Genomic DNA, 17,964 nt, shown 5'->3' on the forward strand with positions numbered 1-17,964 from the left:
CCGTGGGCGGGCGACCGGCGACAGAGGTCGTGCCCGGGACCGTGCCGGGGGCGGACGCGCATCGGCTCGCCGCCGATCACGTGGCGGTTCGTCTCGGCGTCGATCCGGCGGTGGGTCTGACCGGGCGCGAGGCCGACGAGCGTGCCACGGTGTTCGGGCCCAACCAGCTGGCCGAACCGGCCCGGCGGCCCGAATGGCTCAAGTTCCTGGACCAGTTCCGCAACTGGCTGATCGGCATCCTGCTGATCGCCGCCGTGGTGGCCGGGGCCATCGGCGACATCAAGGACGCCGTGGTGATCACCGTCGTCCTCCAGATCAACGCCGTCCTCGGGTACCTCCAGGAGCGGCGCGCCGAGCGCAGCCTGGAGGCGCTGCGCCGGATGCTCGTGCCCACCGCCCGCGTCCGCCGCGACGGCACGGAACGAGTGGTTGAGGCTCGCACTCTCGTTCCCGGCGACGTGGTCCTGCTGGAGGCCGGCGACCGTGTCCCGGCCGACGGCCGGCTCACCGTCGCGGAGTCGGTGGAGGTCGCCGAGGCGGCCCTGACCGGAGAGTCCCAGCCGGTCGCCAAGACCACCGCGGCCGTCGAGGCCACCGCTGCGGGTCCGGTGCCGCTCGCCGAGCGCGGCAGCATGCTGTTCATGAACACCGCGCTGACCCGGGGCCGCGCCGAGTTGATCGTCACGGCCACCGGTATGCACACCGAACTCGGTACGATCGCCGAGGCGTTGCGCACCGGCCCCGAACCGGCCAGTCCGCTCCAGATCCAGCTGGACAGCCTCGGCCGCAGGCTCGCCCTGCTGAGCGGTGTCGCGGTCACCGCGTACGCGCTTCTCGCCCTGCTCCGCGGCGAGGGACCGGCCGACATCGCCCTGCGGGCCGTGGCCCTCGCCGTCGCCGCGATCCCCGAAGGTCTGCCCGCGGTCCTGGCCCTGACGCTGGCGCTCGGTGTGTACCGCATGGCCCGTCGCGGCGCCATCGTCAAACGCCTGGCCTCGGTGGAGTCCCTCGGCTCGGCGACGGTCGTGTGCAGCGACAAGACCGGCACGCTGACCCTCAACGAGATGACCGTACGGGCGCTGTGGACCGCCGGAAGGCTCTACGAGGTGACCGGTGAGGGCTACGGCACCCAGGGCGAGGTGCGCGGTGGCGAAGGGCGTGCCGACCAACTCCTGTCCGCGGTCCTGCCGTTCGCCCTCTGCAACGACGCCCACCTGACCGACGACGGTTTCGTCGGAGATCCCACGGAGGCCGCGCTGGTCGTGCTGGCCGCCAAGACAGGCGTCGACGCCGACGGGCTGCGCGCCGAGCTGCCGCGCACCGGCGAGCTGCCCTTCGACGCGGCCACCAAGTACATGGCGACCTTCCACGCCGAGCCCGGCGGGCGCACCCGTGTCCACATCAAGGGCGCGGTGGACGTCCTGCTGGGCCTGTGCACGGACGTACGGACCGACGACGGCGTGCGCCCCCTGGACGACGGGCAGCTGGACGAGATCGAGGCCGTGACCGCACGACTGGGAGGTTCGGGTCTGCGCGTGCTCGGCGCCGCCACCGCACTGGTGGACGGCCCGCCGGACCCCTCCGTGCTGCCAAGGCTCACCCTTGTCTCGATCGCCGGGATCGCCGATCCGCCGCGTCCCCAGGCACGGGACGCGATGGCGCTGTGCCGCACGGCCGGTGTCGCGGTGAAGATGATCACAGGGGACCACGCCGACACCGCCACGGCCATCGCCCGCGAACTCGGCATCGACGGACAGGTGGTGACCGGCGCCGGGCTGGACCGGATGGCCGAGGACGAACTCGCCGCACGCATCGACGGCATCGGCGTGTTCGCGCGCGTCGCCCCGGAGCACAAGGTGCTGATCGTGCGGGCCCTGACGGCCCGCGGCCACATCGTCGCCATGACCGGCGACGGCGTCAACGACGCGGCGGCGCTGCGGGCCGCCCACATCGGTGTGGCGATGGGACGCACCGGCACGGACGTGGCCAAGGAGGCCTCCGACGTCGTCCTCACCGACGACGACTTCTCCACGATCGTTCGGGCCGTGCGCGAGGGACGGGCGATCTACGACAACATCGTCAAGTTCGTCCGCTTCCAGCTGGCCACCAACGTCGGTGCCATCCTGGCCCTGCTGGGCGCCTCCCTCGCCGGCCTGCCCGCCCCCCTGACCGCGGCCCAGCTGCTGTGGGTCAACATCATCATGGATGGCCCGCCCGCCATGGCGCTGGCGGTCGACCCCGCCCGCGACGACGTGATGCGTCATCCGCCACGCGACCCGGCGGAGCGGATCCTGGACGCCCGACGCCTGCTGGCCATCACCCGTGCGGGCGCGGTCATGGCGCTGGGCACCGTTGTGGTGCTGGCCCTCGCGCGCGAACGGGTCGACACCGACACCGCGCTGACCATGGCGTTCACCACGTTCGTCCTCTTCCAGCTGTTCAACGCCCTGGGCGCCCGCGCCGACAACGGTCCTCTGCTCGGCCGCCAACAGTTCCGCAACCGGACGCTGTGGCTGTGTCTGGCCGGTGTGCTGGTGGTGCAGATCCTCGCAGTCCATCTGCCGTGGGCGCGCACGGTGTTCGCCACGGTGCCGCTCGACGCCCGGCAGTGGGCGGTGTGTCTGGGGACGGCATCCACGGTCCTGCTGGTGGAGCTGGGCGTGCGTGGGGTCCGGTGGCTTGTGCGGCCCGAGAAGGGGTGAGGCGGAGGCGCCCTCGGCCCGCCGCCGGCTCAGGGCTCGCCGCTCAGCGGGGAATCGCCCGTACGACACCCTTCAGCGCATCGCGCGCCGCTCCCCCTGTGCCGGCCGAGCAGGGTCGCCCTCGCTGCGCGAGGCATCGGCGAACTCGGCCGGTACGGAGCCGGGAGCGGCCGGTCGGAGTGGGACAGTCGGCTGCCGCACCGGCGCCACAGGGCGTGGTACGGCCGAGGGGGGGAGGGCAGCGGGCCGGACTGCCCTGCCGCACCGTTGTGAGCAGGCCTGGCTCGTCGGAACGGGGCAGCAGACGGACGGGTCCGGTGTCACAGGGAGCGCATCCGGCGGGTCGTCGTGCGGGTCGAGCAGGAACCCGGGGCAAGGCCTCACACCCCGGAAGTCCCCTGCTCGTCCAGCTCGAACACCACGTCCACAACCCCTTCCACCGCCCGCACCAGCCGCGCCGCGACCGGCACAAGGGACTTGTCCCGGATCCGGCCGCCCAGGCGGACGACGCCGTCGAGCACGTCGACCCGTACGGCCGATGCGGGGAGCGGGAAGAGGTAGGCCACGACCTCCCGCCGTACCTCCTCGGCGATCTCCTCGTCGTCCCGCAGGAACACCTTCAGCAGGTCGACCCGGCTGACGACACCTTCGAGGCGTCCGTCCGCGTCGACCACGGGCAGGCGTTTGACCCCTGCCCGTGCCATGGTGCGGGCGGCCTGGGCGAGCGTCGCGTCGTCGGTGACGGTGAGGGCGGGGCGGGTCATCAGCTCGCCCGCAGTCACCGAACCGGCCTTCACCAGGTCGGAAAGCCGACGCAACTGTGTGTACCGGTCGGGGTCGCCGTCGCGGAACTCCTCCTTGTGCAGGAGATCGGCCTCGGAGACGATCCCGATGACCCGGCCCCCGCCGTCCACCACGGGCAGGGCGCTGACCTTGCGGTCCTGCAGGGTCCGCACGATGTCCTTGAACGCGGCGTCGCGGTTGACGACGGCCACGTCACGCGTCATCACGTCACGCACGATGTGTGGGGATCCGGGCACGACGACTCCTCCGCTCCTCGGTCGGTCGGTATGAGATCCGGGCCCGGTCAGCGCGGGGTCCCGCTGCCGTGCGGGGCGTACAGGTCCAGCAGCCGGACACGGGCCGCCTGCAACCGGTGGGCCACGACTTCGCCGACCCAGCGGGCGATGCTCCTGCCGAACTCGGGGTCGGTCCGGCACAACTCGCGCACCGCGTCGGCGTCGAACTCGTAGGCCCGCAGTGGTGAGGCCGCCTCCGCGCCCAGATGCCAGACGTGCGGCGGGTACAGCCAGGACCAGCCGAGAAGTTCGTTGTGGCCGAGCGAGTCGACGACGGCGGCGTGGCGACCGGGCACGCGCATGTCGAGGTCGACCGTGCCGGTCCGGATGATCCAGAACCGGTCGGCCCGCCCGCCCTCCTCGAAGAGCCGGGCGCCCATCGGGAACGACACCTCACGAGCGATCCGCAGCAGCCGTTCCCGCTGCTCGGCGGAGAGCGCCCGCGGCATGCTTGTGGTGGCCGGCGCGTTCATGGCGTGCCTCCAGGTCGTGCGTGGGGAGCTACCACCTCCAGCGTCGGCACGCGCGACCACCAGGGCCATGGGCCACCCGGCCCCGGAACCGGGCCACCCGGCGACTCGCAGGGGCCCTTCGGCACCCTGTGGGAGCACAGCGGCGGGCGTTGGATGAAGCGGAGGGAAGAGCCACTCGACCCACTCTCGCCGGAGCCGAGCGAGGGGAGGGACAAAGACCATGCGCATCGTCGTCGCGCTTGGCGGCAACGCCCTGTCGCACCGCGGTGAACGGACCGACGCCGGCGTCCAGTGCACCAACACCGTCCGTGTCGCCACCGCGCTCGCCGCCCTCGCTCACGACCACGAACTCGTCGTCACGCACGGCAACGGGCCACAGCTCGACCTGCCGGCTGCCCAGAGCACGGCTGACACGGCCCTCACCACCCCCTGTCCGGTGGATCTGCTCACGGCGCAGACGCAAGGCATGGTCGGCACTCTCCTGGTGCGCGTCCTGCGGGGCGTGCTGCCCGGACGCAATGTCGTCACGCTCATCACGCACACACGAGTACGTGTGGACGACCCCGCGTTCGAGAACCCCACGGAGTCGGTCGGTCCCGTCTACCCCGAGCGCCCGGCGCGCTTCCTCGCGACGAAGCACGGCTGGCACATGGCCGAGTACCGCCATGGCTGGCGCCGTGTGGTTCCCGCGCCCTCGCCCGAGCGGATCCTGGAGGCCGACACAGTCCGGGCGCTTCTGGAGACGGGGACCGTTGTGGTGTGCGGGGGCGGAGGAGGCGTCCCCGTGGTCTGCGACCGGGCCACAGGTGCGCTGAGCGCAGTGGAGGCGGTCGTGGACAAGGATCTGGCCGCCGCCCGGCTGGCCGAGGAGCTGAAGGCCGACTTCCTGCTCGTCCTGACCGATGTCCCGAACGTCTATGCCGGCTACGGCACCCCGGATCAGCGGCCCGTCCTCGACGCCACGCCCGCCGAACTGCGTGACGCCCGCTACCCGCAGCAGTCGATGGGTCCCAAGGCCGAGGCCGCTGCCAGGTTCGTGGAGAACACCGGCCGACTGGCCGCGATCGGCGCACTGGACGCGGCGTACGAGATCGTGCATGGACGCTCCGGAACCCTCGTGCGCCCGGATCTGTTCGCCGCCTGAGGCCTCCTGACAGAGCACGGTCACGCTCGTCGGCGGGCGGCGCAGCGCGTCGACGGTGCCGGCCGGCCGATCACGGGCACCGCTGCCGCCCACGCGCTCGGGCTTCCTCAGCGGGGCGCTTCGGATCCGGTGGAGCCGGCCTTCCACGACGGGAACAGCGACGGCTGGGCGCGCGCCCGCCCGCCGTTCGTCAGCCGCGACGCCCGGCTGCGGTGAATGCGGGGGCCGTTGGGCCGGTCGGTCCCGACCGGGGGACCAGCGGCCCCTCCACTGGCCGCCCCGCACGGCCGAGGCTGAATCAAGAGCCCTGATCAGGAGGCAGAATCATGGTCGGAACCGTTGTCGTAGGTCTGGACGGCTCGCCCGAGAGCCGGGCCGCCGCCGAATGGGCGGCCCGCGAGGCGAAGCTTCGTGGTGTGCCGTTGAAGATCGTCAATGTGTGGGAGCCCGTCCCGGAACCCATGGCCCAGGCCCCGCTGCTGGGCGTCGAAACCCAGCAGCACTGGACCGAAAGGATTCCGCGCGAGGCCGCCGAGGGGATCAGGCTGCGCCACCCGGGCGTCGACGTGACCACCGAGCACCTCACCGGTGGCTACGCCGAGACCCTGGTCAAGGCAGCCGCGGACGCGGACCTGCTGGTTCTCGGCTCTCGCGGCATGAGCGGCTTCGGCGGCTTCATGGTCGGCTCCGTCGGCCTCGCCGTCGTGGCGCACTCGGCACGGCCCGTCGTCCTGGTCCGCGCCGGGGAGCAGGCAGCCGACGAGCACGAGCCGGACGAGGTGGGCATTCCCTCGGCAGCCACGGACTACCGGCCCGTCCTCCTGGGCATCGACGCCGAGAGCCCCGACGACTCGGTGATCGAGTTCGCCTTCGAGGCGGCCACCCGCCGGGAGACCGGCCTGCGGGTGCTGCACGGCTGGAACCTGCCGCCGTACTACGTCTACGGCCTGTCCCGCGATGCCCGGTTCAACGACGAGATCGCCCGGCAGAAGGCTGCCGTCCTGGCGGAGACGCTGCGCCCCTGGCGTCAGAAGTACCCGAACGTGGCGGTCACCGAGGAGTCCCGGTCCGGCAGCCCCGGAGTCCGTCTGGTGGACGCCTCCCGCGAGGCCTCCCTGGTCGTCGTGGGCCGCCGCGTCCGCCGCAGCCCGTTCGGCGCACACATCGGCCCGGTCACGCACGCCGTCCTGCACCACGCTGTCGCGCCCGTCGCGGTCGTCGCCCACAACTGACACCGATACCCGAGGAGTTGACCCCATGAAGGCAGCGGTCGTACGAGCCTTCGGCGAGCCCCTGGTCATCGAGGACCGCCCCGACCCCGAGCCCGGCCCCGGCCAGGTCCGTATCCGGGTCGAGGCCTCCGGGCTGTGCCACACCGACATCCACGCCGCTCACGGCGACTGGCCCGTGCGGCCGAACCCGCCGTTCGTGCCAGGCCATGAGGGCGTCGGCCTCGTCGAGAAGCTCGGCGACGGAGTCACCCACCTGAGCGTCGGTCAGCGGGTCGCCGTGCCGTGGCTCGGGAAGGCCTGCGGGCGGTGCCAGCACTGTCTGTCCGGCTGGGAGACGCTGTGCGAGCAGCAGATCAACACCGGCTACGGCTGTGACGGCGGATACGCGGAGAAGATGCTGGCCTGGGCCGACTTCGCGCAGCCGGTGCCGCAGGGCGTCAGCGCCGTCGACGCCGCCCCGCTGACCTGCGCCGGCGTGACCACCTACAAGGCGCTCAAGGTCGCCGACGTGAAGCCCACGCAGCTCGTCGCGATCTCGGGCATCGGCGGACTCGGGCATCTGGCCGTGCAGTACGCGAAGATCGCCGGTGCCACCGTCGCGGCCATCGACGTCACCGACGAGAAGCTCGAACTCGCCGCCGAACTGGGGGCCGACCTCGTCATCGACGCTCGCAAGCACGATGTGGGAGAGCTGCTCAAGCGGCACGGCGGTGCCCACGCCGCGATCGCCCTCGCCGTGAACGAAGCCGCCTTCGCGGCGGCCAACTCCGGGCTCCGGCGCGGCGGCAAGCTCGTCATGGTCGCCCTGCCCGCGCACGGAACCATCCAGGTCCCGATCTTCGACACCGTCCTCAACGGGACGAGCGTGATCGGCTCGATCGTCGGCACCCGCCAGGACCTCGCCGAGGTCTTCCAACTGCACGCGGCCGGCCGGACCGAGGTCATCTGCGAGACCCGCCCGCTGAGCTCCGTCAACGAGTCGATCGACGAGGTGCTGCGTGGCCAGGTCAAGGCCCGGATCGTGTTCGACCTCGGTGCCGGAGGGTGAGGGCGATGGACCTGCCGATCGTCGTCGGCGTCGACGGCTCCGAGCCCGCTTTGCGGGCCGTCGACTGGGCGGCCGACGAGGCCGAGATACGCGGAACGCCGCTCAACGTCGTGTACGCCTGCCTGTGGGAGCGGTACGAGGGGGCCACGCTGGCCCGGGAACTCGGCGAGCCTTCCGTGCAGGAGCTGCCTCAGGAGATCACCGGCGCCGCCGTCCGGCGGGCACGCGACCGACACCCGGATCTGAAAGTGACCTCCGACGTGGTGTTCGAGGAACCCGAGTTCGCCCTGGTGCGCGAGAGCCGGCATGCCTGCGCGCTGGTCGTCGGCAACCGCGGGCGCAGCGGTCTCGCCGAGGTGTTGCTCGGCTCCGTCGGACTGACGGTCGCCGCGCATGCCCTCTGCCCTGTGTTCGTGATCCGCGGCAGTCACGACAACCAGGCGACACCGCCGGTACACGGACGGATCGTGGTGGGTGTCGGTGAATCCGCCGAGGACTCGGCGGCCGTGCGCTTCGCCTTCGAGGAGGCCCGGCGCCGCGGGGTCCCCCTGGAAGCCGTACGGGCCTGGCGGTGCCCCGCGCACGAGACCACCGATCACCCCCTGCTCGCCGACGCACCGGCTCGGCTGCACGAGCAGAACGCCGAGGAGATACTGGCAAAGGCTCTGCGGGACGCCCCGCGAGACCTGGAGCTGTCTCGCCGTACCGTCGAGGGCCATGCCCGTCGCGTGCTGGTGGACGCCTCCTGCGGCGCCGACCTCCTGATCGTCGGTGCCAGGCGCCGTACCAGCCCCCTTGGACTCCAGCTCGGCCGCGTCGCCCACACGGCGCTGCACCACAGCGCCTGTCCGGTCGCCGTCGTACCGCAACCGACCTGAGAGCCGTGCGCGGCGGTGACGCCGGCCGTGTGCCGCGGCCGGCGTCACCGGTCTCGCGCTGCCTCGGTATGCGAGGAGACGGGCGCTGCCCGCAGCCGCCCCACAGCAGGGTCCGCGAGCACGGCACCGGTCTGCCGGCACTGTCCGCTGCCCGGCCCTCGTTCGAGGGCCGATCGGCCCACCCGCCCCGCCCGGACAGCCCATGGGGCCGGCGCGCGTTCCGCAGGACGCTCTAAGTACCGAGGCGAACGCGAGGAACACCGAGGGGAACCGCGATGACGGACGACACGCTCAGCCGGCCCACGGTCCATGCCCTGCTCGCGGACGGCACCACCGTGTGCATCCGCCCTGTGCGGCGGGAGGACCACGATCAGGTGCAGGGGCTCTTCGAGGAGATGTCTCCCGAGAATCTGCGCCTGAGGTTCTTCGCCGCCAGCCGTCGATCCGCCCAGATGGCCGCCGACCGGGTCTGCGCCGAGCCGCACCCCGGGTACCGGGCGCTGCTGGCCGAGACCGGCGGCCGGGTGATCGGTCTCGCCGAGTACGACAGCGGCGGGAGCGGGGACACGGCGGAGATCTCCATCGCCGTCGCCGACGGGCTGCATCACCGCGGCGTCGGCACACTGCTCGTCGAGCACCTGGTCTCCGCCGCCCGCGCCGAGGGCGTCACCACGTTCACGGCCGACGCGCTCAGCGAGAACCACGAGGTGCTGAAGCTCTTCGCCGACCTCGGCCTGCCCACGGCCCGTCGCTTCGAGGGCCCGGAGGTGCGCTGCACCATCGCCCTCGACCGGAGCGACACCTACCTGACGGCCGTGGAGGAACGCGGTCGCACCGCCGACGTGATCAGCCTCGAACCGCTGCTGCGGCCGCGCACGGTCGCCGTCGTCGGCGCGGGACGCAGGCCCGGGTCGGTGGGCCGGGCGATCCTGCACCAGCTGCACGCCGGCGGCTACACCGGCCGCCTGTTCGCGGTGAACCCCCGCGCGAGCTCGATCCTCGGCGTGCCGTGCCACCCCTCCGTCGGCGCCCTGCCCAGGACCCCGGACCTCGCGGTCCTCGCTCTTCCTGCCGACGCGATCCCCGCTACCGCCGAGGAGTGCGGCAAGGCGGGCGTGCGCGCGGTCCTGGTCGTCACCGCCGGCCTGGACGCCGACCAGGGACGGGCCCTGCTGGCGGCCTGCCGCGCGTACGGCATGCGCCTCGTCGGGCCCAACTGCCTCGGCATCTCCAACACCGACCCGGAACTGCGCCTGGATGCCACCTTCGCGGCCGGCCACCCGAGGACCGGAACCGCGGGCGTCGCCGTTCAGTCCGGCGGAGTCGGCATCGCGTTGCTCGACGGGCTGTCCCGGCTGGGCATCGGCGTCTCCTCGTTCGTCTCCCTCGGCGACAAGTACGACGTCAGCGGCAACGACCTGCTCCAGTGGTGGGAGAGCGACGGCCGCACCGACCTCGCGCTGCTGCACCTGGAGTCCTTCGGCAGCCCGCGCGCCTTCTCGCGCACGGCCCGTCGGGTGAGCCGCCGGATGCCGGTCCTGACCGTCGACGCCGGGCGCACCGAGGCAGGCCGGCGCGCCGCCGCCTCGCACACCGCGGCCGCCGCCACCCGCACCATGACGCGCGGAGCGCTGTTCACCCAGGCCGGCATCACCGCCACCCACTCCTGCGGCGAACTCCTGGAAACGGCCGCGCTGTTGCACTCCCAGCCGCTGCCCGCCGGCCCTCGCGTCGCCATCGTCACCAACGCCGGGGGAGCGGGTGTCCTGGCCGCCGACGCCTGCGCCGAGTCCGGACTTCAGCTCCCCGCGCCCGGTCCCGAACTGATCGACGACCTGCTCGCCGTCCTGCCCGCAGGAGCCGCCGTCGACAACCCCGTCGACGCCACCGCCGCCGTCACGGAGGAGCAGCTCACGAACTGTGTGGAAAGGATCACGCGCAACGGCGCCGTCGACGCCGTCATAGTGGCCCTCGTCCCCACCGCGGTCGCCGCGGCGACCGGCGACGACCTCGTCCGAGCCCTCACCCGCATTCCCGGACGACGGTCCAAGCCGGTCGTCGCGGTACGCCTCGAACAGGGCCTGCCCGTCGAGCTGCTGCCCGCTGCCGACGACACCACCATCCCCTCCTACGCCGAACCCCAGGCGGCGGCACGGGCGTTGGCCCACGCTGCCCGCCGGGCCGTCTGGCTCGCCCGCCCCGCCGGGACCGTCCCGGACCTCGACGACGTCGAAGCCGACCGCGCACATGCCTTCGTCGAGACCTACCTCGACCGGCACCCCGACGGCGGCTGGCTGGACCCGCGCGAATGCGCCGAACTCCTCGGCTGCTATGGCATCCGCCAGTCGCCCTGGGCCTGGGCCGACACCGAGAACGACGCCTCGCTCGCGGCCGAGCGGCTGCGCGGTGCGGACGGCCGCGTCGTGATGAAGGGCTACTGGCCGGGCCTGGTTCACAAGACTGCCGAACACGCCGTCCATCTGGATCTCCGGGGCGACACGCAAGTCCGCGCGGCCTTCCGTGACTTGGAGACCCGGTTCGCCGGTCTGCTGGAGGGCGTGCTGATCCAGCCGCTCGCCGACCGCGGTACCGAGCTGTTCGCCGGTGTCGTCCAGGACCAGGTCTTCGGGCCCCTCGTCCTGTTCGGACTCGGCGGCACCGCGACGGAAGTCCTCGCCGACCACGCCGCACGGCTCGCCCCGCTCACCGACCTCGACGTCCATGACCTGATCACGGCCCCGCGCTGCGCCCCGCTCCTGCTCGGCGCCGGGGGCACCCCCTCCGGGGGAGGCACCCGGCCCGTCGATCTCCAGGGTCTCGAACAACTGCTGCTGCGGCTGTCGCGCATGGCGAGCGACCTGCCGCAGCTGGCCGAGGCCGACTTCAACCCCGTTCTCGCGACACCGGGCGCGGTCACCGTGCTCGACGCGCGCGTGCGTCTGCTGCCCCGCGGGCCCCAGGATCCGTATCTGCGCCGACTCCGCTGAGGAGGAACAGCCATGAAGCACAACAAGGTCGGCTCCGTGATGACCACGGAGGTCGTCCGCGCCGAGTACGGCACCCCGTTCAAGGAGGTGGCCCGGCTGCTCGGTGACCACCGCATCAGCGGGCTACCGGTCGTCGACGAGGACGAGAAGGTCATCGGCGTCATCTCGGAGACGGATCTGATGGTCCGGCAGGCCGAGACGCCCGACCCGTACGAGCCGAAGAAGCGCTTGCGCTTCGACCGGATGACCCGCTCCGGCCGGGAGCGTGCCGTGAAGGCCCGCGCCCGGACCGCCGGCCAGCTGATGACCGAGCCGGCGATCATGGTCCACGCGGACGACACCATCGTCGAGGCCGCCAGGACCATGGCGAAGCATCACGTGGAACGGCTGCCCGTTCTCGACGAGGAGCACCGGCTGGTGGGAATCGTCACCCGTCGGGACCTGCTCCAGGTCTTCCTGCGGCCGGATGCGGACATCCGCGCCGAGATCGTCGACGAGGTGCTGGTGAGGGCCCTGTGGCTGCCGGCACGCAGCATCGCCGTGTCCGTCACGGAGGGCGTGGTCACGCTCATGGGCCAGATGGAGCGCAAGAGCGAGACGGAGATCGCCGTCTCCATGGCCCGGCAGATCGACGGCGTCGTCGCGGTCGTCGACAAGCTCACCTGGCGTCTGGACGACTCGCACGTCCGGCCCGACGACCGGGCACTGCACGGCGTCGCCGACGAGTGGCTGCGCAAGCTGTGACGTGCGGAAAGGAGGCGGAGCACCCTGACCACCAAGGTGCCGGTCGCCTCCGGGACGACGAACGGATCGACCGCGCAGATCGCCGAGGCCGTGGCCGAGGTCCTGTGCAAGGAAGGTCTCACCGCCGAGGTGCTGCCGGCCGGCTCCGTCGATCGCGTGGATCCGTACGACGCCGTCGTGGTCGGCGGCGGACCGTACGCCGGACCGCCCTCCTCCAGGCAGCCGCCGAAAGTGACGTGCCCGTTGGCGTGGAGCCTGATCATGGCTCGCTCGAGGCCGGCCACGGGCGGGATGTCCCGCTCGGCGGCCGAGGGGTCCAGCGGGCCGCTGCTGAACAGCCGCAGTGGTCGTCCCGCCAGTTCGCGGCGGTGCCTGTGCAGGAACCGGCGGGCGTCCTTGTGTCAGCGTCGAGGGGCCCCCTTCAGGTCGTCGACGAACCGGAGCAACTCCGACTGCTCGCCGACCTCGTGCGCACCGCCTGATCCACCGGAACCGTGGCGCTGCTGTCCACACTCAACCCCTCGAACTGCCCGCCCCGCGGGCGGAGATCCGGGCGCACCTCGTCGGCGGGATGTCTCCGGAGGTGATCCTGCGCCAGGGCCGTCCGTCACGCACGTGGCGCACGGCCCGCCGTCCGCCCGTCGAGGTGCTGGTGCACGACGCCGTTCCGGTCCGGTGGCGACGATGACCCGGACCGGGGACCGGGCCGCACCGGCGTCGACCGTCCTCGGGGCTGACGGCTCACGGGGGGGCCTGACGCCCGGCTGTGCGGACCCCCGGAGCGCGCTCAGCAGATCCGCGGCAACTGCTCTCCGAGCGGCATCTCCACGATCCGCCGGGCACCCACGAGCGTGCGCAGCGTCACCCGCCCGGCCGGGCCGTACGCCGGTACCTCGCCGATCCGCACCGCTCCCGCACCCTCGCTGAGCGACCGCATCGCGTGCAGCGCGCTCTCGGCCGCGTCGCCGGCCACGAAAGCGACAAGGCAGCCCTCGTTGGCGACGATCAGCGGGTCCAGCCCGAGCAGATCGCAGGCCGAGGCGACCGGCTCGGGCACCGGGACCGCGCTCTCGTCGATCTCGACGGTCACGGACGAGTCACGGGCGATCTCGTTGAGGGCCGCCGCGAGCCCGCCGCGGGTCGGGTCGCGCAGCACATGGACATCGGCGCCGAACGGCACCAGGGCGCGCACCAGGCGGTGCAGGGGCCGGGTGTCGGAGGCGATGCCGCTCTCGAAGCCGAGGCGTTCACGGGTGCTGAGCACGGTCGTCCCGTGCAGTCCGATCGGTCCGGACAGCAGGACCGCGTCACCGGGACGGGCCAGCGCGGCGGACGGATGAAGCGCACCGTGCCGCTGCCCGATGCCGGTGGTGTTGATGAACAGTCTGTCGGCGGCTCCGCGCCCCACGACCTTGGTGTCCCCGGTGACCACGGGCACTCCCACGTCCTGCGCGGCCTTCCCCAACGAGGCCAGGACAGCGCGGAGCTCGGCCAGCGGCAGTCCCTCCTCGATGATGAGGGAGACCGACAGCGCAAGGGGCCACGCGCCCCGCATGGCGAGGTCGTTGACCGTGCCGTGGACGGCGAGGGACCCGATGTCGCCGCCGGGGAAGAACAGCGGGCTGACGACGAAACCGTCGGTGCTGATCACCAGTTCCCGGTAGCCCGGCAGCAGTGCCGCGTCCTCCATGGGACCCGTGTCGCCGTCCAGGGCGGGCAGGACCAGCCGGTCGAGGAGCTCGGCGGTGAGGCGGCCGCCGGCTCCATGGCCGAGCAGGACGACCTCGTCGTCGTGGTGGGGGGTGGGGCACTCGATGGTCATGCCGTCCTCCTGGCGGGAGCGCGTCCGGCCGCGTGGAAGGCGGCGCAGGTGCCCTCGGACGACACCATCGGCGCGCCGAGGGGATGGCGGGGCGTGCAGCGGGTGCCGTACGCCGCGCAGTCGGTGGGCAGCTTGGCGCCGGTGAGTACGGCGCCGGCGATGCACTCGTCGTCCTCGACGGGACACAGCCCGCCCACGGCGAAGCGCTCGGCGGCATCGAACCGCCGGTACTTCACGGCAAGTTCGAGCCCGCTGCCGGGCAGCGCCCCGATGCCTCGCCAGGCCCGGTCGGTCACCTCGAACACCTCACGGACCGCATCCCGTGCCTCGGCGTTGCCCGAGCGCCGTACGGCACGTACGTACTGGTTCTCGACCTCGAACCGCCCCGACTCCAGCTGCCGTACGGCCATCAGGATGCCCTCCAGCAGGTCCAGCGGCTCGAACCCGGTGACCACGATCGGCACCCGGTACCCGGCGGCGATCGGCTCGTACTCCCGCCAGCCCATCACCGCGCACACATGCCCGGCCGCCAGGAACGCCTGAACCTCGCAGTCCGGATCGTCCAGCAGCGCGGTCATCGCGGGCGGGACCAGGACATGGCTGACCAGGATCGAGAAGTTCGGCAGCCCGAGGCGGGCCGCGTGCAGCACGGCTGTGGCGTTGGCGGGCGCGGTCGTCTCGAAGCCGACCGCGAGGAAGACGACCTCCTTGTCGGGGTGTTCGGCGGCAAGGCGTACGGCGTCCATCGGGGCGTAGACCACCCGTACGTCCGCGCCCCGCGCCCGCAGCGACAGGAGATCGGTGTCCGTGCCGGGCACGCGCAGCATGTCCCCGAAACTGGTGAGGATCACGCCGGGCCGGGCGGCGATCGCCATCGCCCGGTCCAGGGTCTCCAGCGGAGTGACGCAGACCGGGCAGCCCGGGCCGTGGATCATCCGCATCCCCGCCGGCAGCAGTTCGTCGATGCCCTGACGGACGAGCGTGTGCGTCTGGCCGCCGCACACCTCCATGATCCGCCAGGGACGCGTCGCGGTCTCCCGCAGCTCGTCCAGCAGCCGCCGGGCGAGGACGGGATCGCGGTACTCGTCGAGGTACTTCATCGGTGGTCGAGGCCCTTCAGCGATGCGTCAGATCCAACTGGACGTCGACGACCCCCTCGACGGCTCGTACGGCCCGGGCCACCACGGGTACCAGCGCCCGCTCGGGCATCGAACCGCTCAGTGTGACCACGCCCTCGGTGACCGAGACCCCCAGCACGCCGGTGATCGGAAGAAGGCCCAGCACGCTGCCGCGGATCTCGTCGGCGATCTCCTCGTCGGACCGCAGGAACACCTTCAGCAGATCGCTGCGGCTGACGATGCCCTGGAGCAAGCCGACGCCGTCCACGACCGGAAGCCGTTTGACGTGCCGGCGGGCCATGATGCGCGCCGCCTCGGCCAGCGAGGCGTCCGCGTGCACGGTCACCGCCGGGGTGCTCATCAGCTCGCCCGCGGTCACCGCGTCGGCTTTGAGCCGCTCGTCGAAACCGCTCCCGTTCTCGCCCCCGTTGCGGAACTCCTCCTTGGGCAGCAGATCGGCCTCGGAGACCACGCCGATGACGCGTCCCTCACCGGCAAGCACCGGCAGAGCACTGGCCTTCCACTGGTCGAGCAGCTCGACGATCTCCTTGAAGGGTGCCTCGCTGCCGACGGCGACGACGGTGTGCGTCATCACATCGCTCACGGTGTACGGAGATTCAGGCATGGCGACCTCCCGTTGTGTCTCCGGTGGTGCGGACGACCGTCAGGTCGAGGAAATGGGTGGAGCAGGAGATGCACGGGTCGTGGTTGCGGATCGCCCGCTCGCACAGGGTGGTCAGTTCGCCGTCGTCCGGGTCGCGCTCACCGATCGCCCGCTGGGTCATCCGCCGCAGGTCGTCCTCGATCGCGCCCTGGTTCTGTGCGGTGGGCGGCACGAGCAGCGCGCTGGTGACGAGTCCGTCGGCGTCGAGTTCGTAGCGGTGGTAGAGCAGGCCGCGAGGAGCCTCGGTGGCACCGTGGCCGACGCCGGCGAGCGGGGGCACCTCCGTGTACGGGCGGCCGGGCGGCTCGTACCCCGCGATGATCCGCAGCGCCTCACCCACGGCGTACAACGTCTCCACCGCCCTCACCAGGATCGACCGGAACGGATTACGGCACACGGCCCCCTCGCGCGGATCGCCGAGCCCCGCCTCCACGGCCGCCTGCACCGCCACCGGAGAGAGCCGGGCGCCACTGACCGCGAACCGGGCGAGGGAACCCGTGAGATGAAGCCGCCCGTCGAGCCGAGAGTGCAACGCGGTCGAGTGAGGCAGGTGCCTCTCGCCGACATGCTCGGTGAAGTCCCGCACGGGAAACGAGCTCCTGGTGCCGTCGGCACGCAGCACGGTCGGCGTGCCGCCCTCGATGGCGTACGTGTCCGGTTCGGCCAGGGCGAGCAGGTCGGCCTCCACCCGGGCGTCCGGGAACTCGAAGCCGGCGACCCAGCGCACGGTGTCCCACGCGTCGTCCAGCGCCTGCTTCAACTCCTCGGCGACCGGACGGAGTTCGTCACGTGTGGGCACCCGGTAGAAGCCGCCGAGCCGGACGTTGACCGGATGCACGGCCCGCCCGCCGAGCAGCTCCATCAACGAGTTGCCGGCCTTCTTCAACCGCAGCCCCCGCTCGACCTCCATGCGGTGCGTGCGGGCGAGTTCGATCGCGCTCGCGCGGCCCAGGAAGTCCGGCGCGTGCAGCAGGTAGATGTGCAGCGTCTGGCTCTCGATCCACTCACCGCAGTACAGCAGCCTGCGCAGATCGCGGATGTTCGGGTCGACCGTCACCCCGCACGCGTCCTCGATCGCCGCGCAGGCGCTCATCTGGTACGCCACCGGACAGATCCCGCACACCCGGGCGGTGATGTCAGGCGGCTCGGTGTACGCACGGCCGCGAAGAAACGCCTCGAAGAAGCGCGGCGGCTCGTAGATCTCCAGCCGAGCCTCGGTGACCGTGCCGTCGTGGACGTGCAGGCGCAGCGCGCCCTCGCCCTCGACCCGGGACAGCGAGCCGACGTGCAGCAGACGGGAACCGCGGTGCGTCACTCGGCCGACTCCTTCTCGATCTCCTCGAACGCGGCGGCGTTGAAGGTGTGCAGGAACCGCTCCACCGCGTCGTCGTCGAGACCGTCGCGGCGCAGCAGCGGGATCAGTGCGGGCAGGTTCACCGACCCGGACGGGCCGAAGCAGCCGAAGCAGCCGCGGCCGTACGCGGGGCACAGCGCTCCGCAGCCGGCATGGGTGACGGGTCCGAGGCAGGGCGTGCCGTGGGCGACGGTGACGCAGACGGTGCCGCGCCGCTTGCACTCGAAGCACACGCTGTGGTCGGGGACGTCCGGCCTGCGGCCGGCGAGGAACGCGGTGATCACCTCGATGAGCTGCCGCTTGTCGATGGGACAGCCGCGCAGCTCGAAGTCGACGTCCACATGGGCCGACACCGGAGTGGAGGTGGCCAGCGTCTCGACGTATTCGGGGTGCGCGTACACCACACGCCGGTACTCGTCGACGTCGGCGAAGTTCCGCAGTGCCTGGATGCCCCCGGCGGTGGCGCACGCTCCGATCGTCACCAGACGCCGTGAGGCGGCCCGGATCGCGCGCACCCGCTCGGCGTCCTCGGCCGTGGTGACGGAGCCTTCGACGAGAGACAGATCGTACGGCCCGGCCCCCACCGCGCTGGACGCCTCCAGGAAGTGCGTGATCTCCACCTCGCCCGCCAGCGCGAGAAGCTCGTCCTCGCAGTCCAGGAGGGTGAGCTGGCAGCCGTCACAGGAGGCCAGTTTGAACACGGCGAGGGTGGGTGCCAT

14 protein-coding genes and 1 pseudogene are annotated in these 17,964 nt (G+C 72.1%); 7 read left to right on the plus strand and 8 right to left on the minus strand.

The genetic code is table 11. The features are described 5' to 3' along the window. The first annotated feature begins 2 nt into the window (after positions 1 to 2). Complete coding sequence (locus tag AC3ETA_RS13860; protein WP_432193174.1) at positions 3 to 2,702, plus strand: cation-translocating P-type ATPase; 2,700 nt, start codon at positions 3 to 5, stop codon at positions 2,700 to 2,702. A gap of 380 nt (positions 2,703 to 3,082) precedes the next feature. Here AC3ETA_RS13860 and AC3ETA_RS13865 read toward each other — a convergent pair whose 3' ends face one another. After that, positions 3,083 to 3,742: a CBS domain-containing protein gene (locus AC3ETA_RS13865; RefSeq protein ID WP_432193175.1), complete on the minus strand. Its 660-nt coding sequence runs from the start codon at positions 3,740 to 3,742 to the stop codon at positions 3,083 to 3,085. Between the two features lie 47 nt (positions 3,743 to 3,789). Continuing rightward, positions 3,790 to 4,254 (minus strand): cyclic nucleotide-binding domain-containing protein, encoded by a 465-nt coding sequence (locus tag AC3ETA_RS13870; protein ID WP_432193176.1) that lies wholly within the window; start codon positions 4,252 to 4,254, stop codon positions 3,790 to 3,792. A 220-nt stretch (positions 4,255 to 4,474) separates the two neighbouring features. Between AC3ETA_RS13870 and AC3ETA_RS13875 the strand changes: the two genes are divergently transcribed. The 6 genes from AC3ETA_RS13875 to AC3ETA_RS13900 all read left to right on the plus strand — a co-directional run bounded on the left by AC3ETA_RS13875 (position 4,475) and on the right by AC3ETA_RS13900 (position 12,287). Next, entirely contained in the window at positions 4,475 to 5,398 is a 924-nt protein-coding gene (locus tag AC3ETA_RS13875; protein ID WP_432193177.1) for an amino acid kinase family protein, read from the plus strand. A 326-nt stretch (positions 5,399 to 5,724) separates the two neighbouring features. Further along, positions 5,725 to 6,630 (plus strand): universal stress protein, encoded by a 906-nt coding sequence (locus tag AC3ETA_RS13880; protein WP_432193178.1) that lies wholly within the window; start codon positions 5,725 to 5,727, stop codon positions 6,628 to 6,630. Between the two features lie 25 nt (positions 6,631 to 6,655). Further along, positions 6,656 to 7,678 (plus strand): alcohol dehydrogenase AdhP, encoded by a 1,023-nt coding sequence (adhP, locus tag AC3ETA_RS13885; RefSeq protein ID WP_432193179.1) that lies wholly within the window; start codon positions 6,656 to 6,658, stop codon positions 7,676 to 7,678. Between the two features lie 5 nt (positions 7,679 to 7,683). Next, entirely contained in the window at positions 7,684 to 8,556 is an 873-nt protein-coding gene (locus AC3ETA_RS13890; RefSeq protein WP_432193180.1) for a universal stress protein, read from the plus strand. A 275-nt stretch (positions 8,557 to 8,831) separates the two neighbouring features. Beyond that, positions 8,832 to 11,543: a bifunctional acetate--CoA ligase family protein/GNAT family N-acetyltransferase gene (locus AC3ETA_RS13895; RefSeq protein ID WP_432193181.1), complete on the plus strand. Its 2,712-nt coding sequence runs from the start codon at positions 8,832 to 8,834 to the stop codon at positions 11,541 to 11,543. 12 nt (positions 11,544 to 11,555) lie between these two features. Continuing rightward, positions 11,556 to 12,287 (plus strand): CBS domain-containing protein, encoded by a 732-nt coding sequence (locus tag AC3ETA_RS13900; RefSeq protein ID WP_432193182.1) that lies wholly within the window; start codon positions 11,556 to 11,558, stop codon positions 12,285 to 12,287. A 194-nt stretch (positions 12,288 to 12,481) separates the two neighbouring features. Here the strand turns inward: AC3ETA_RS13900 and AC3ETA_RS13905 are convergent. From AC3ETA_RS13905 to AC3ETA_RS13930, 6 genes and pseudogenes are all read right to left on the minus strand, one after another. Further along, positions 12,482 to 12,685: pseudogene (locus tag AC3ETA_RS13905) on the minus strand (flavodoxin domain-containing protein); the annotation flags it as partial. Positions 12,686 to 13,074: 389 nt separating this feature from the next. Beyond that, the gene (hypE, locus tag AC3ETA_RS13910; RefSeq protein ID WP_432193183.1) at positions 13,075 to 14,109 is read right to left on the minus strand and encodes a hydrogenase expression/formation protein HypE; all 1,035 of its coding nucleotides are present in this window, start codon (positions 14,107 to 14,109) and stop codon (positions 13,075 to 13,077) included. Then, positions 14,106 to 15,209 carry a hydrogenase formation protein HypD gene (hypD, locus tag AC3ETA_RS13915; protein ID WP_432193184.1) on the minus strand — a complete coding sequence of 368 codons (1,104 nt, stop codon included), beginning with the start codon at positions 15,207 to 15,209 and terminating at the stop codon, positions 14,106 to 14,108. The genes hypE and hypD overlap by 4 nt, the downstream gene beginning before the upstream one ends. A 16-nt stretch (positions 15,210 to 15,225) precedes the next feature. Then, positions 15,226 to 15,852 carry a CBS domain-containing protein gene (locus tag AC3ETA_RS13920; protein WP_432193185.1) on the minus strand — a complete coding sequence of 209 codons (627 nt, stop codon included), beginning with the start codon at positions 15,850 to 15,852 and terminating at the stop codon, positions 15,226 to 15,228. Continuing rightward, the gene (locus tag AC3ETA_RS13925) at positions 15,845 to 17,206 is read right to left on the minus strand and encodes a Ni/Fe hydrogenase subunit alpha (RefSeq protein ID WP_432193186.1); all 1,362 of its coding nucleotides are present in this window, start codon (positions 17,204 to 17,206) and stop codon (positions 15,845 to 15,847) included. Before AC3ETA_RS13925 ends, AC3ETA_RS13920 begins: the two co-directional genes overlap by 8 nt. After that, complete coding sequence (locus tag AC3ETA_RS13930) at positions 17,203 to 17,964, minus strand: NADH-quinone oxidoreductase subunit B family protein (RefSeq protein ID WP_432193187.1); 762 nt, start codon at positions 17,962 to 17,964, stop codon at positions 17,203 to 17,205. Before AC3ETA_RS13930 ends, AC3ETA_RS13925 begins: the two co-directional genes overlap by 4 nt.

It is taken from the genome of Streptomyces sp. bgisy027, assembly GCF_057710365.1.